The 14,847-nt window shown below is 61.1% G+C and carries 10 protein-coding genes and 1 pseudogene; 9 read left to right on the top strand and 2 right to left on the bottom strand.

The window, feature by feature from the left end; all coding sequences use genetic code 11:
- The 6 genes from AD659_RS02975 to katG all read left to right on the top strand — a co-directional run bounded on the left by AD659_RS02975 (position 1) and on the right by katG (position 7,955).
- On the top strand, positions 1–948 hold the full coding sequence (locus AD659_RS02975; RefSeq protein ID WP_053118245.1) for an ABC transporter permease: 948 nt from the start codon (positions 1–3) through the stop codon (positions 946–948).
- Positions 945–1,802 (top strand): ABC transporter permease, encoded by an 858-nt coding sequence (locus tag AD659_RS02970; protein WP_053118244.1) that lies wholly within the window; start codon positions 945–947, stop codon positions 1,800–1,802. Before AD659_RS02975 ends, AD659_RS02970 begins: the two co-directional genes overlap by 4 nt.
- Entirely contained in the window at positions 1,799–2,785 is a 987-nt protein-coding gene (locus tag AD659_RS02965; RefSeq protein ID WP_053118243.1) for an ABC transporter ATP-binding protein, read from the top strand. The genes AD659_RS02970 and AD659_RS02965 overlap by 4 nt, the downstream gene beginning before the upstream one ends.
- Positions 2,782–3,753, top strand: a complete 972-nt coding sequence (locus AD659_RS02960; RefSeq protein ID WP_053118241.1) for an ABC transporter ATP-binding protein — start codon at positions 2,782–2,784, stop codon at positions 3,751–3,753. The genes AD659_RS02965 and AD659_RS02960 overlap by 4 nt, the downstream gene beginning before the upstream one ends.
- A gap of 28 nt (positions 3,754–3,781) precedes the next feature.
- The gene (locus AD659_RS02955; RefSeq protein ID WP_053118239.1) at positions 3,782–5,296 is read left to right on the top strand and encodes an ABC transporter substrate-binding protein; all 1,515 of its coding nucleotides are present in this window, start codon (positions 3,782–3,784) and stop codon (positions 5,294–5,296) included.
- A gap of 394 nt (positions 5,297–5,690) precedes the next feature.
- Positions 5,691–7,955, top strand: coding sequence for a catalase/peroxidase HPI (gene katG / locus AD659_RS02950; RefSeq protein WP_053118237.1), 2,265 nt, complete (start codon positions 5,691–5,693; stop codon positions 7,953–7,955).
- A 276-nt stretch (positions 7,956–8,231) separates the two neighbouring features.
- Here the strand turns inward: katG and AD659_RS02945 are convergent, their stop codons facing one another.
- Positions 8,232–9,092 carry a phosphatase PAP2 family protein gene (locus AD659_RS02945; protein WP_053118235.1) on the bottom strand — a complete coding sequence of 287 codons (861 nt, stop codon included), beginning with the start codon at positions 9,090–9,092 and terminating at the stop codon, positions 8,232–8,234.
- A 24-nt stretch (positions 9,093–9,116) separates the two neighbouring features.
- Positions 9,117–9,788 carry a lipopolysaccharide core heptose(II)-phosphate phosphatase PmrG gene (gene pmrG, locus AD659_RS02940; RefSeq protein ID WP_153043935.1) on the bottom strand — a complete coding sequence of 224 codons (672 nt, stop codon included), beginning with the start codon at positions 9,786–9,788 and terminating at the stop codon, positions 9,117–9,119.
- A 212-nt stretch (positions 9,789–10,000) separates the two neighbouring features.
- Here pmrG and AD659_RS30440 point away from each other — a divergent pair.
- The 3 genes and pseudogenes from AD659_RS30440 to AD659_RS02930 all read left to right on the top strand — a co-directional run.
- Positions 10,001–11,014 (top strand): annotated as a pseudogene (locus tag AD659_RS30440) (methyl-accepting chemotaxis protein); the annotation flags it as partial.
- 42 nt (positions 11,015–11,056) lie between these two features.
- Complete coding sequence (locus tag AD659_RS30435) at positions 11,057–11,920, top strand: methyl-accepting chemotaxis protein (RefSeq protein WP_413795590.1); 864 nt, start codon at positions 11,057–11,059, stop codon at positions 11,918–11,920.
- 387 nt (positions 11,921–12,307) lie between these two features.
- Entirely contained in the window at positions 12,308–14,842 is a 2,535-nt protein-coding gene (locus AD659_RS02930) for a Tc toxin subunit A (RefSeq protein WP_053118229.1), read from the top strand.
- Positions 14,843–14,847 lie beyond the last annotated feature (5 nt).

Below are 14,847 nucleotides of genomic sequence, written 5' to 3'. Positions count from 1 at the left end.
ATGAACCTGGCGCGCTACCGTTTCATACTGTCGCGCCCGCTACAGCTATTGCCGGTGCTGTTTGGCATCAGCATGATCACCTTTGTGCTCGTGCGCTCAATCCCCGGGGACCCCGCCCGGGCACTGCTGGGCTCGCGCAGTACGCCGGAGGCGCTGATCAGGATTCGTGCCCAGTACGGTCTCGACCAGCCGTTGTGGATGCAATACTTCTACTTCCTCAAGAACCTGCTCAAAGGCGATCTCGGCCAATCGCTGCTCTACAAAGTCGATGCCTTGAAGCTGATCAGTACCCGCATCGAGCCAACCCTGTTCCTGGTGCTCGGCAGCGTACTGCTGGCGCTGCTGATTGCCGTGCCGCTGGCAACGGTGGCGGCGCGCAACAAGGGCGGCTGGCAAGATCATCTGATTCGCCTGTTTACCACCGCAGGGCTCGGCATGCCGGCGTTCTGGCTAGGCATCATGTTGATCCTGCTGCTCAGTGTGCAGTTGGGGCTGTTCCCGGTCTCAGGCTATGGGCGTACAGGGTGGGACAAACTGCATCACATGGTTTTGCCGTGCCTGACCATTGCCTTGGCGCTCTCCGCCGTTCTGGTGCGCAATCTGCGCGCCAGCATGCTCATGGAGCTACAAGCCGATCATGCCACCGCCGCACGGGCCCGGGGTTTGTCAGAGCGGGCGATATTTCACCGGCACGTGCTGCCCAATTCCCTGGTACCGGCGGTCAACCTGCTGGCGGTGAACATCGGCTGGTTGATCAGCGGCACGGTGGTCATCGAAAGTCTGTTTGCCATTCCCGGCATCGGTCAATTGTTGGTACGCGGCATCTTTACCCGCGACTACATGGTGGTCCAAGGCGTGGCCATGGTGCTGGCCCTCGCCACCGTCATGGTCAATTTCCTCGCCGATGTGCTGACCGTGATGATTGATCCGCGGGTGAACATGCGATGAGCGGCCAGACCCTCAGTCCCGCCTGGCGTCTTGCGCTGCGTTTCGGCTTGCGCAACAGTCGCCTGGCCACCGTGCTAGGCCTGGCGATTCTGTTTGGCTGGCTGTTGCTCGCACTCTTCGCCCCCTGGGTCGCGCCTTTCGATCCGATTGCCCAGAACACCGATATCCGTCTGCTGGGGCCGAGCCTGGCCCATCCGTTCGGCACGGATAATTTTGGCCGAGACGTTCTGTCCCGAGTGATCTGGGGCGCGCGCATCGACTTGCAGATTTCCGTGATCGGGGTGGTTTTCCCGTTCTTGATCGGCACGTGTGTCGGCGCCTTGGCCGGCTATATCGGCGGCCGGTTCGACACGATCTGCATGCGCCTGATCGATATTATCCTGGCCTTTCCCTTCCTGGTGCTGATGCTGGCAATCATGGCCATCCTCGGCCCCGGCCTGGGCAGCTTTTATATGGCGATGGCCCTGGTGGGTTGGGTGTCCTATGCACGGCTGATCCGTTCGCAGATTCTGGTGCTCAAGGAGAGCGATTTCGCCCTGGCAGCGAAAAGCCTGGGCTTCGGTCATGGACGCATTCTGTTTCGGCACCTGTTGCCCAATGCCATGTTCGGTTCGATCGTGTTTTCGATGTCCGACGCGGTGCTGGTGCTGCTCAATGGGGCGGCAGTCAGCTACCTCGGCCTGGGCGTTCAGCCCCCCACCGCCGAGTGGGGCACGATGGTCGCCGAAGGCCAGAGTTTTATCACCAATGCCTGGTGGATCTGCACCTTCCCGGGACTGGCGATCGTTACCCTGGCCATGGGCTTCAGTCTGCTGGCCGACGGTGTCGCCGAGCACCTCGGAGAACGCCCATGAGCACACCCGTGCTGCACGTCGAGGACCTCAGCGTGATTGCCGGCCACGGTGAGTCTGAAGTCACGCTGGTGGATCGTGTGTCATTTGACCTGGCCGAAGGCGAAATCCTCGGTCTGGTGGGTGAAAGCGGCTCAGGCAAGACGATGGCCTGCCGGGCCTTGATGCGCTTGTTGCCCTCCTCGAACCTTCGGGTCCAGGGCAAGGCCGTTCGCCTCGCCGGTGAAGACCTGCTGTCGCTGGATGAAGCCGACATGCGGCGCATACGGGGTCGGCGGCTGGGGATGATTTTTCAGAATCCCGGCAGTCATCTTGACCCGTTGATGCGTATCGGCGAACAGATCGGCGAGGGCATACGCCTGCATCAGGGGGCGTCCAAACGTGAAGCACGGGCGAAGGCCATTGATGTGTTACGCCAGGTGGGCATTCCCGATCCGCTGCGGCGGGTCGACAGTTATCCCCATGAGTTTTCCGGTGGCATGCGCCAACGCGCCATGATCGCCGTGGCATTAGGTTGCAACCCCCAGGTGCTGATCGCCGATGAGCCGACCACGGCCCTGGATGTCACCGTACAGGCACAGATCCTGCGCCTGCTCCTGGATCTGCGCGACCAACGTGGGCTGTCAATCATCATGATCACCCACGACCTGGGGGTCGTCGCCCAGACCTGTGATTCCATCGCGGTGATGTACGCCGGTCGGCTCTGCGAGCACGGCAACAAGCTTGATCTGCTGGCTCACCCACGACATCCCTATACGGCGGCCCTGATTGACTGCCAACCGGCTACCAGCGCCGGCCATGCCATGCTCAAGACCATCGCCGGCCAGCCTCCTCTGCTCGATGCGCTGCCCACCGGATGCCGCTTCAATCCACGCTGCCTTCAGCAGGGCGGCCAGTGCACGCAGCTGTTGCCAGAGATGCAAGCCACGGCAGGGGCACACCGGGTGGCCTGCCATTACCCGCTGCCGATGGGAGCTTCGTCATGACCCTGTTGCAAGTGAAGGGTCTACAGGTGCGCTTCGCCGCCCCTGGCAGTGGTCCGTTCGGGATCAACAGGCAATGGGTGAAAGCCGTCAACGGTGTGTCGCTGAGCCTGACCACCGGGGAAGTGCTCGGGCTGGTGGGTGAGTCGGGCAGCGGCAAGAGCACCCTGGGCCGGGCCATCTTGCGCCTCACCGAGGTCAGCGCCGGACAGATCCTGTTCGATGGCGTGGATATGGCTCAAGGCAAGCGGATCGACATCGAGCGACTGCGCCACGAAACCGCGATGATTTTCCAGGACCCTTATACCGCCCTCAATCCGCGCATGAGCATTGGCGACACCCTGGCTGAAGTGCTGCGAGTGCGATGTGCGATCCCTGCATCACTGATTCGCCAGCGGGTCGATGAATTGCTGACCCTGGTCGGCTTGCGGCCGGAGCTGGCCGACCGCAAGCCGGGTTCGTTGAGTGGCGGTCAATGCCAGCGCGTGGGGATCGCTCGGGCACTGGCCATCGAGCCACGGTTGATCATTGCCGATGAATGCGTGGCCGCGCTGGACGTTTCCATCCAGGGACAGATCATCAACCTGCTGCTGGAGCTGCGACAGCGCATGAACCTGGCGATCCTGTTCATTGCCCACGACCTGGCGATCGTTCGGCGGTTATGTGACCGGGTGGCCGTGATGTACCTCGGCGAAATCGTCGAAGAGGGCCCCACGGAGGCCGTGTTCAGCAGCCCGCGGCATCCTTATACCGTCGCGCTGATCCAGTCCATTCCACACATCGACCCGACTCGACCGTTGCTGGACGCCACCCTGCCTGGCGAGCCACCCAGCCCCCTGAACCTTCCATCCGGCTGCGCTTTTCACCCGCGCTGCCGGTATGCACAACCCATCTGCGCGAAAACGCCGCCGCCCATCCGTGACATCAATGGACATCGTTATAGCTGTGTGCTCGGAGAGCCGTTGTTCTAAAAAACATTCATCAATAGGGAGTTTGACCATGCGATCGAAACATTTGAAGTTGCTGACCGCCGCGACGCTGACCGTTTGCACACTGGCGGCCGGTGTCGCCCAGGCTGCCGGCGTGCTGACCATCGGTTGCCGTGAGGAAAGTACGACGTTCGACCCGATCAAAAGCGCGCAGAACCGTGATAACTGGGTGTTCTCCAATGTCTATGACGTATTGGTGCGCGTCGACAACACCGGCACCAAGCTCGTACCCGGGCTGGCCGAGAGCTGGCAGGTTTCGGACGATGGCCTGACCTACACCTTCAAGCTCCGCTCGGCCAAGTTCTCCGACGGCTCACCGATTACCGCCAGCGATGCAGCGTTCAGTCTGTTGCGCATTCGCGACAACAAGGGGTCGCTGTGGAGCGACTCCTACAAGATTATCGACAAGGCCCAGGCACCCGACCCGCAGACTCTGGTGGTGACACTCACGGGCCCTTCAGTGCCCTTCCTCGCGCAGTTGGCGCTGCCCAACGTTTCCATCCTGTCGCAAAAGGCCATGGAAAAAATGGGTGAGGAAGCCTATGCCCAGGACCCCGTTGCTTCTGGCGCCTTTATCGTCAAGGAGTGGCTACGCGGTGATCGCGTGGTGCTGGAGAAGAACCCCAACTTCTGGCAAGCCGACAAGGTGAGCCTGGATGGCGTGGAATGGATCTCCATCCCGGATGACAATACGCGGATGTTGAAAGTACAGGCCGGTGAACTGGATTCGGCAATCTTCGTGCCCTTCTCGCGCGTCGAAACCCTGAAGAAAGATCCCAACCTGGTCGTACACATGGATCCCTCCACCCGTGAGGATCATCTGCTGATCAACCATGAGCACGGACTGCTGGGCAAGCCTGAAGTACGTCAGGCCCTGGACCTTGCGATCAACAAGAAATCCCTGGTCGATACCGTGACGTTCGGCCATGGCCAGGTGGCTTATTCCTACATTCCTAAAGGCGCGCTTTATCACAATGCCGATAATCTGCAGCGCCCGTACGACCCGGCAAAAGCCAAGAAGATGCTGGCGGATGCAGGCGCGTCAGGCCTGAAGCTCAACTATGTGGTCAATGCGGGCAATGAAGCCGACGAGCAGATCGCCGTGCTGGTCCAGCAACAGCTCGCAGCGGTCGGCGTGACAGCCACCTTGCAGAAAGTCGACCCGACCCAGAGTTGGCAAATGCTGATCGACGGCGATTACGATCTGTCCGTGATGTACTGGACCAACGACATCCTCGACCCGGACCAGAAGACCACCTTCGTGCTGGGGCACGACACCAACATGAATTACATGACCCGCTACAAGAACGACAAGGTCAAGGATCTGGTCGCGGCCGCGCGGGTAGAAGTGGACCCGACCAAGCGCAAGCAGATGTATACCGACCTTCAGGCAATCGCCAAGCAGGACGTCAACTGGATCGATCTCTACTACAGCCCGTACATCAATATTTCGCGCAAGAACATCGAGCACTTCCAACAAAACCCACTGGGACGCTTCTCGCTTGAGGAAACGGTGAAGCGCTAGCCAGTGGTGGGTTTCATCCGAGTCGGATAGAGCCAGTGGCAACGCCTTGACCACAAGTCGAGGCTTGCCACTGCCTCAACGCCGGGCCTCGATAAAAGTCTATCCCTATCGACCGTTAATACTGCGCCTATTAGCTATCTGGCAAAGGGGGACTAGCCTGAATTCAGGCTGGTGCAATCCGGCCCGTGAAACCTGACAAGAGACACGAAGCGTTCAGAAACGTACTGGGCTTGCCGTGGGCCACCGCACTGGTAACTAGCCGTTGCCGTGTGGCCAAACATGATCAGTTGAGTGAACTGTGAGCCCTGCGCCCTGAGTCATTTATTTCGCCTGTCGCTATTCGAAGCCCCACCGGGCTGGATAGCTGGATGAATACGACCAAAGGTAGCTTCTCATGGGAAACGAATCGAAATGCCCGTTCAACCACGCCGCTGGCGGTGGCACGACGAACCGCGACTGGTGGCCGAACCAACTGAATCTGAAGATCCTGCACCAGCACGCCCCGCTGTCCGACCCCATGGGCGAGGATTTCAACTATGCCGAAGCGTTCAAGCGCCTGGACTTCCAGGCCTTGAAACAAGACCTCAATGCACTGATGACCGACTCGCAAGACTGGTGGCCGGCGGACTTCGGCCACTATGGTCCGCTGTTTGTCCGCATGGCCTGGCATAGCGCCGGTACCTACCGCACCGGTGATGGGCGCGGTGGCGCGGGTTCCGGCCAGCAGCGGTTTGCGCCGCTCAACAGCTGGCCCGACAACGTCAGCCTTGACAAGGCGCGTCGGCTGCTGTGGCCGATCAAGCAGAAGTATGGTCGCAACATCTCCTGGGCCGACCTGATCGTCCTCACCGGCAACGTCGCGCTGGAGTCCATGGGCTTCAAGACCTTCGGCTTTTCCGGTGGTCGCGCCGATGTCTGGGAGCCGGATGAAGACGTCTACTGGGGTTCCGAAAACAAATGGCTGGGGGGCGATGTTCGCTACGGCAAGCCCGACAAAGCCGCCATGCAGGATCCCGGCGAAGGCCAATTGGTCGCCGAGCCTGGCAACGAAGAAAGCCGCACTGATGAAGGACGCAACCTGGAGAACCCGCTGGCCGCCGTGCAGATGGGGCTGATCTATGTCAACCCGGAAGGCCCCGAGGGCCAGCCGGACCCGGTCGCCGCCGGCCTCGATATACGCGAAACCTTCGGCCGCATGGCGATGAACGACGAAGAAACCGTGGCACTGATTGCCGGCGGCCACGCCTTCGGCAAGACCCACGGCGCCGGGCCTGCGGACAATGTCGGTGCCGAGCCCGAGGCCGCTGGCCTGGAGCTGCAAGGCTTGGGCTGGAAGAGCACCTTCGGCACCGGCAAGGGCGCCGACACCATCACCAGTGGCCTGGAAGTCACCTGGACCACCACGCCCACCCGTTGGAGCAATAACTATCTGGAGAACCTGTTCGGCTTCGAGTGGGAACTGACCAAGAGCCCAGCCGGCGCACATCAATGGACGCCGAAAGACGGCGCAGGCGCGGGCATCATCCCCGATGCCCACGACCCGGCCAAACGGCGCAACCCAACGATGCTGACCACCGACCTGGCGCTGCGCTTCGACCCGATCTACGAAAAAATCTCCCGGCGTTTCCTGGAAAACCCGGAGCAATTGTCCGACGCCTTTGCCCGCGCCTGGTTCAAGCTGATCCACCGCGACATGGGCCCGCTCTCACGCTACCTCGGCCCGGAACTGCCCACCGAAGAACTGCTGTGGCAAGACCCTATACCAGCGGTCGACCATCCGCTGGTCAACGACAGCGACATCGCTGCCCTCAAAGGCAAGCTGCTGGCCTCGGGACTCACGGTTTCACAGCTGGTGTCTACGGCGTGGGCCGCGGCTTCCACCTTCCGTGGCTCCGACAAACGCGGCGGTGCCAACGGTGGCCGCCTGCGCCTGGCCCCGCAGAAGGATTGGCCGGCCAACCAGCCCGAGCAACTGGCCCAAGTGCTGGCGACCCTGGACAAGATCCGGAGCGAGTTCAACGCCGCCCAATCCGACGGCAAGAAAATCTCCCTGGCGGACCTGATCGTGCTGGCCGGCAGCGCCGGTATTGAACAAGCGGCAAAAAATGCCGGGCTCAGCGTGACGGTACCGTTCGCGCCGGGACGCACGGACGCGAGCCAGGCACAGACAGACGTCGAGTCGTTCGGTTTTCTCGAACCCATCGCCGATGGTTTCCGCAACTACCTCAAGGGCCGGTACCGCGTGTCCGCCGAGGCGCTGCTGATCGACAAGGCACAACTGCTGACCCTTAGCGCCCCACAAATGACAGCCCTGATCGGCGGTCTACGGGTATTGGATACCAACGTCGGCCACACGGCGCACGGTGTCTTGACCCAACGGCCAGGGACGTTGAGCAACGACTTTTTCGTCAACCTGCTGGACATGGGCGTGGAATGGAAACCGCTTTCCGACACCCAGGAAACGTTCGAAGCCCGCGACCGCAAGACTGGCCAGGTCAAATGGACCGGCACCCGTGTCGACCTGGTCTTCGGTTCCAACGCCCAACTGCGGGCCTTGGCCGAAGTCTATGCCAGCGCAGACGCGCAAGAGCAGTTCGTCGAGGACTTCATCGCGGCGTGGGTCAAGGTGATGAACCTGGATCGGTTTGATCTCAGGTGATCCATGAAGCCTTGAAGCAGGCCCCTCGACCTGATTGTTCAGTTTGGGGGCCCCTACGGGGAAACACACAAACCGTGGCGAGGGAGCTTGCTCCCGCTGGGTCGCGAAGCGGCCCTGTTTTGGGGCTGCTGCGCAGCCCAGCGGGAGCAAGCTCCCTCGCCACAGGGTGATGCTCGGTTTTATTTCACTGAACTGAATGGCATAAAGAAAACCGACCCACATAAACTTTTCTTCACCCCACGTCCCCGCGTGATTGGGTACAGTCGCCTCGCTCATTCAAGAAACTAAGGTTTTAGCCCGCGCTCCCAGCGGGCTTTTTTTTGCCTGGCCTTCAGGCTGACGACGTGCGTCGCCCGACATAGGCCGCTCCAAGGCCGCCCGCCCATAAAACAGCAACGCCATCAGCCAACAACTCAACCAAACGAAAACCCCCGCCCAGAAGGTATGAGACATGTAGTGCCAGCCCTGCAGGACCCGCGTCGTCCCGTAGACAACTCCCAAGGCCAGCGCCCCATACATCACGGCTTTGGAATATCGCCAGCGGTAACGGCGGGCGACGAAATACAGCGCCAGCAGCGTGAAGCCGCCAGACGCATGACCGCCGGGCCAGCAGCGACCGTCACCGGCAACCTTCAGCAGGTCGAAATTCTGAAACCATTCCTTGTGCTCGATCTTGCCGGCGTATTGGGTGGTTTCCACCGGGCAATACACGCTGGTGTGGCCCTTGAGGTAATGGATGACCCCAGTGCTGAGGGAAAAGGCGAAGACCACGTAGAGAAAATCACGACGATGTTTGTGGGCGAAACGTAGCGGTTTGGTGAGCCTGGCCTTATCCAGCAGTCGAAGCAGTCCAGGGCGTTTCTCCGGTTTGAACAGCGGCCAGCAAAACGACAACAGCGCACCAACAATGGCCACCTCGCCGGTCCAGTTCGGAATGATCCTCGCCCACTTGTGGGTGATTTCCTCGAACAACCGCACATGCCCCAACGGAAATACCTGGTGCAGCGGATCGTAGAAAAGATCGCTGATAGCGATGTCAATGTGGGTCAAGTCGAACAGCAGAAACACCACGGCGGCACAGACCAGTGGAATTCCAAGGTTGAGCCCGTAGAAACGGGCGCGAGCAGACGTCAGCATGAGCGGTCCTAATCGTGGGAAAAGTTACTGAAACGCCACCGAGCGCCAGTCAGAGGCTTCGATAAAACCGAGCAACCGTGGCGCCAGTGGCTGGGCGGTGGAAACGAACAACGAAGCGCCATAGCCGAACGCCGAGGTCGGACGCTGGAGCGCGGTTTCCATCGCCTGCATGCATTCGCTGTGGGTGACCAGGATCAGGTTGCGCCCGGCCACCTTGTGAGCCAGGGCATTGCGCAGCAGGTCATGCCGGCAATTGAACAGCCAATCGTCACCGGCACCCACCTTGTTGAACATGTACCCCGCCGTCTGCGCCGCGCGCACCCGTGGGCTGTTGTAGAGGTCAGCGTTGTCCAGGCCCAGTTGCTCGAACCGGGCACCGAGGCCCACCGCAACGGCACGGGCGCGGTCCGTGATGCCTTCGCGATCATTCAGGCAAGGGGCCTTGGAATGATCGCAGCGCTCGACATGACGCACCAGCACGATCATCTCGCCCTTGGCCCAGCCATCGGCCAAGGCCCGGGCGCCGGCGATGTTGCCATGGGCCAGATCCGGCACCGTCGCCGGGCCGAGAAGCCAGAGGACCAATGGGACGGCCAGCAGTGCCGAAGCCAGCACGACCACGGCGTTTTGGTGACGGACCAAGCGGCTCATATCGATCGAGCGCGTCAGGCCGAAAAGACTCAGTCTCAGTTCCACATCAAGCCGCCCCGACGGCATCCACCCAGTGATTCGATGGCGCGACAGTAGAGAGGCCGACGTAGGCAGGCAGTGAAAGCGATGTGAAAAAAAACTTCAGATCCAGGGGCCGTCGCCGATACAGCCCTGTTACATGTTCTTGCTGGCTCTTAACAACAACAATCTTCCAGCCAATCGATGATCAAGCAGCACAACGTTCCTGGAGGAATTTGATGAACAGCTGGTTCGGCAACATTAGCGTCAACATGAAATTGGGTCTGGGCTTTGGCCTGGTGCTGGTACTGACCTGCCTACTGGCCCTGACCAGTTGGACCAGCCTCGGCGGGCTGATCGACCGCAGCAACTGGATGAGCGATATCACCCAGCTCAACGCCGGCCTGACCAAGCTGCGCGTTGTTCGCCTGCAATACATGCTGGCCAACGGTGACGAGACCGTCGCACAAAATGTGCAGACCACCCTCGATGGCTTCGTCGCGCAGCAGAACGCTCTGCTCAGCAGCTTCAAGAGCCCGGCAAACGTCAAGTTGCTCAAGGAGCAGAGCGCAGTCATCGGCGCCTATCAGGTGTCCCTGAACAAAATGCGCAGCGCCTACCGCACCGGCAACAGCGCCCGCGATGTCATGGGCGCGAACGCCGAGATCGCCTACAAACTGATCGAGACCATCGACGCCGACGTGCGCCAAATGGCCCTCAGCGATGAACGTTTCGCCCAGTTCCAGGCCATCACCGAGGCCAAGCAGGCCTTCATGCTGGCCCGCTATGAAGTGCGCGGCTACACCGCCAACAGCAACGCCGACACCGAACGCAAGGCCATCGCCCAACTGGACGCCGCCATCGCTTCGCTCAAGCCATTGAACGAACTTTTTTCCAGCACCCGCCAGGATGAACTGCGCCAGCTGGAAAACGCCCTGACCCAATACCGCAGCGCCGTGCAGGCGTTCAAGCTGGCCACCGCCGATGTGGTGCAGGCCCGCAAGGAAATGACCGACCAAGGCGCGACCATCGTGACCCTGAGCGAGCAGCTGTACCAGATCCAACTCGACCGTCGTGATGCTGAAAGCGCCGAGGCCCGCACCCTGCAATTGATCAGCACCCTCCTGGCGTTGCTGGTCGGCGTCATCGCAGCCGTGATCATCACGCGCCAGATCACCGGCCCGCTGCGTGAAACCCTGGCCGTGGTCGAACGCATTGCCGGCGGCGACCTGTCGCAGAACGTCAACGTCACCCGCCGCGATGAACTGGGTGTGCTGCAACAAGGCATCGCCCGCATGGGCGTGACCCTGCGTGACTTGATCAGCGGCATCCGCGACGGCGTGACCCAGATCGCCAGTGCCGCCGAAGAACTGTCCGCCGTGACCGAGCAGACCAGCGCCGGGGTCAACAGCCAGAAAGTCGAGACCGATCAGGTCGCGACCGCCATGCACGAGATGACCGCCACGGTCCAGGAAGTGGCCCGCAATGCCGAAGAGGCCTCCCAGGCCGCGGCCGCCGCCGACGGCGAAGCCCGTGCCGGTGACAAGGTAGTCAGCGAAGCCATCGCCCAGATCGAACGCCTGGCCAGCGAAGTGGTGCGCTCCACCGACGCCATGACCGTGCTGCAACAGGAAAGCGACAAGATTGGTAGCGTCATGGACGTGATCAAGGCCGTGGCCGAGCAGACCAACCTGCTGGCGCTCAACGCCGCGATCGAAGCGGCACGGGCCGGTGAAGCCGGGCGTGGTTTCGCCGTGGTGGCCGATGAAGTCCGTGGCCTGGCCCAGCGTACGCAGAAATCCACCGAGGAAATCGAAGGCCTGGTGGCCGGCCTGCAGAACGGTACCCAGCAAGTGGCCGCGGTGATGAACAACAGCCGCAGCCTCACCGACAGCAGCGTGGCCCTGACTCGCAAGGCCGGTGCGTCGCTGGAAAACATCACCCGCACGGTGTCCAACATCCAGTCGATGAACCAGCAGATCGCAGCCGCCGCCGAGCAGCAAAGCGCCGTGGCCGAGGAGATCAGCCGCAGCATCATCAACGTGCGCGACGTGTCCGAACAGACCGCCGCCGCCAGCGAAGAAACCGCCGCTTCCAGTGTTGAACTGGCACGGTTGGGGAATCAGTTGCAGATGATGGTCAGCCACTTCCGCGTCTGACACCCACCCCGATTTTGCCTGACCCACTGTGGGAGCGAGCCTGCTCGCGAAAGCGCTGGGTCAGTCAACATCAATGCCAGCAGACCCACCGCTATCGCGAGCAAGCTCGCTCCCACCCTGGGTCTGCTGTGTCCTGCAACTGCGCGCCAGGCACAAACCCTGTGGGAGCGAGCTTGCTCGCGAAAGCGGTGGGTCAGTCAACATCAATGCTGGCTGATCCGACGCCTTCGCGAGTAAGCCCGCTCCCACAGGACTTGCATCCGCGCCACCCACGAATCGCTCTTTCGTACAAAACTCCCGCCCCCTGTCCTACCGCCTTTCTTTGCCCGCTCCTGTACGGTTTTCGCTTGAACAAGCACATTCCGTTCGCACAGGAGATGGCAACACATGGACGTACGCAACGACTCGCTGCTGCACAGGCTCGTTGGCTCCCCAGACGGAGCGGACGCCACAAAAGCCGATCTGCAAACCGCCCTGCAACATATGGAGGTGACGTCGGTCTTCGACATCGCGCGCATGAGCAAGACGCAGTTCACCCAGGCACTCGCCAGGCATAGCGACGCGGACGGTGCACAGGTCTACGACAACGCGACGAACCATGCCCGGCAAATCAGCCGCCTGTATCAGGAGCATCGAGTATCCTCCGGCGCCAACCCGCCACGGAGCAAGCGCGGCCTGAAGGCAGGCTCGACGTCAGAGCCGACCGGCTATCAGGCGCTGTTCGAAGAGAATTGGGATCAGTTCTGCAGCGAGGGTGATATCGCGGCAATCGACTCGCCCGTGGCGTATCTGCGGGCGTTGTATCTGTTTGCCGGGGAGCTGGAAAACCGCTCGCCCCACGCCGACAGAATCACCTTGGCGCAACGGCGCCCGGACCTCAAGGCACTGATGCTCGATCGCCAGAGTGCCTTCGTGACCCGCCCGATGCTCGACATCATCAACGACACCCTGCGCAGCAATATCGAGGCGCACCTGGCAAACACCCACGAGAACAGGACCGTTCACCAGGTACTGGCCAGCGCACCCTACCCCTTCTCGCTGCCCTACGATCTGCACCATCACCAATGTGTGCTTGGGCTGGGCACGGGCACGCCGACGCTGGGCGAGCTGAATTATCGGGTGAGCCTGAACCTGCCATTTTCAGAGCGCCGACATTTTTATGGGAACGTATTCGTCGATTCTGCACAAGCGCAAAAACTCCTGTCCGGGTTGAGCCCCGCGCAGCAGGCGCTGCTCATTGCACCGACCGCCTCGCAGGGCAACCTCAGCACATTGAAAACATACTACGGCACGGATAACCTCCTACGCTTGAGTGAGCTTGAGTTCTTCAAGGAGCGCACCGGGCTCACGACGGAACAGGTTGAGGAACTGCTGGCGCAAGGCAAATGCAGGCCACGAACGTCAAACGACAGCCCCCTTTCCACCCGGACACATTACGGCGCCAGCTACATCAACGGCGGCGCAACCCCTGCCCTGGCGATCGAGACCCAAGCAGAGCAGAAGGTCTTCACCCACAACTCCCCTGAACGTTTCGACCGTTTGCAGCGCATGATCCGCCTGCATCGCTGGACCGGTATTCCCGTTGCCGAACTGGACACGTTGGTCTTCAATGTCCAACGCTCGGAAATGCTCGAAACGCTCAGCGCCAACACCTTGCGCACGCTGGGCGTCTATCGGTACCTGAACCGGCGCCATGGCATCGCCCCTGAAGAATTCGCTGCGTTCCTGCACGACATGCCCACCCACGCTTGCGGGGATCGGGTGTCGCTGTTCGATCAGGTGTTCAATCGCACCCAACTGCTCAAAAGCCCCATGTGGGGCGCCCCCAGGCGGAGCCTGACCGCCAGGGACGAGCAGACCTTCAGTTACCTCAGCGCCGGCCTTGGCCTTCCCGTTGCGCCAGATTCGCTGTTGCTGCTGACGGAACAGGCCAGTCGGTACTTGTCACTGGAATACGATTTGCCCACGGTTTCGGCCCTGTATCGCCAAGCCCGTATCGCCCGGATGTTCCGGCTCTCCCCTCTTGAATGTACCGAGCTGGCCCGATTGCTCGGCGGGGAGGATTTCTGCAAGGCATTGGTGAAAGGGGAGCTGAGAACCGTCGATTCCACAAAGTCGGACATTCTCGATGTCCTGATGGCCATGGATTGGGCCGTTGACTGGCTCAGGCAAAACAATCGGGACGTGTTGCAATGGTGTCGCCTGTTCAACGTCAGCAGCAATGACTGGCCGCTGAATCAAAACCTGGAAAAACGCTTGGCCAAATTCCAGGCAGACACCAACGCCTCCCAAGATCATCCGCATCAGGTGGAGCTCCTGCTGCATGACATTGCGGACCTGCCAGCCGAATACGTCCCTGGCGTATTACAAATGGCCGGCACCGACGCAAGGGCGATCGTCGCGGCCATCAAGCAAGCCCCGGGAGCAATGCCCCCGTTATTGGCGACGGTATTGCGCACGGCCGAGGCTTGCCAACGTTTGCACCTGAGCAGCAGCACGCTGAAGGCCCTGATGGAAAATCCGACATGGCTGGCCCCGCGCCTATCCGCAACCCTGAGGCCTCACACACTGTATCTGCTCGAATGCTTCAGTCATTGCGCCCGCCATCAGGCCCAGTCGGAAGAGAACCTGTTGCACTACCTGCAAGTGGCCAACCAGGAACATTCGGAAAAAGAAGCCAATGGCCTGCTGGCCAAGCTGTTGAACTGGAGTGTCGAAGAAGTGAGTTCCCTGACGGCGTCACTGGACACAAGACGCGCAAACTCAATGGAAGCAGTGGATTGGATCATGCGCTGCCAGGCGTGCAGCCAGCAAACGGGACTGTCGGCAAACCTGCTGATCAAGGCGCTCCGACTGAAAGCCACCAGCCCTGCATCGGATTGGAAAATAGTCGGTGAAGCGCTGATCGCCGCCTGCCATTGACGGGT

This window comes from Pseudomonas thivervalensis (assembly GCF_001269655.1).
Classification (GTDB): domain Bacteria; phylum Pseudomonadota; class Gammaproteobacteria; order Pseudomonadales; family Pseudomonadaceae; genus Aquipseudomonas; species Aquipseudomonas thivervalensis.
The sequence above is the reverse complement of the archived record's forward strand: the minus strand, read 5'-3'. Positions and strand labels throughout refer to the sequence as shown.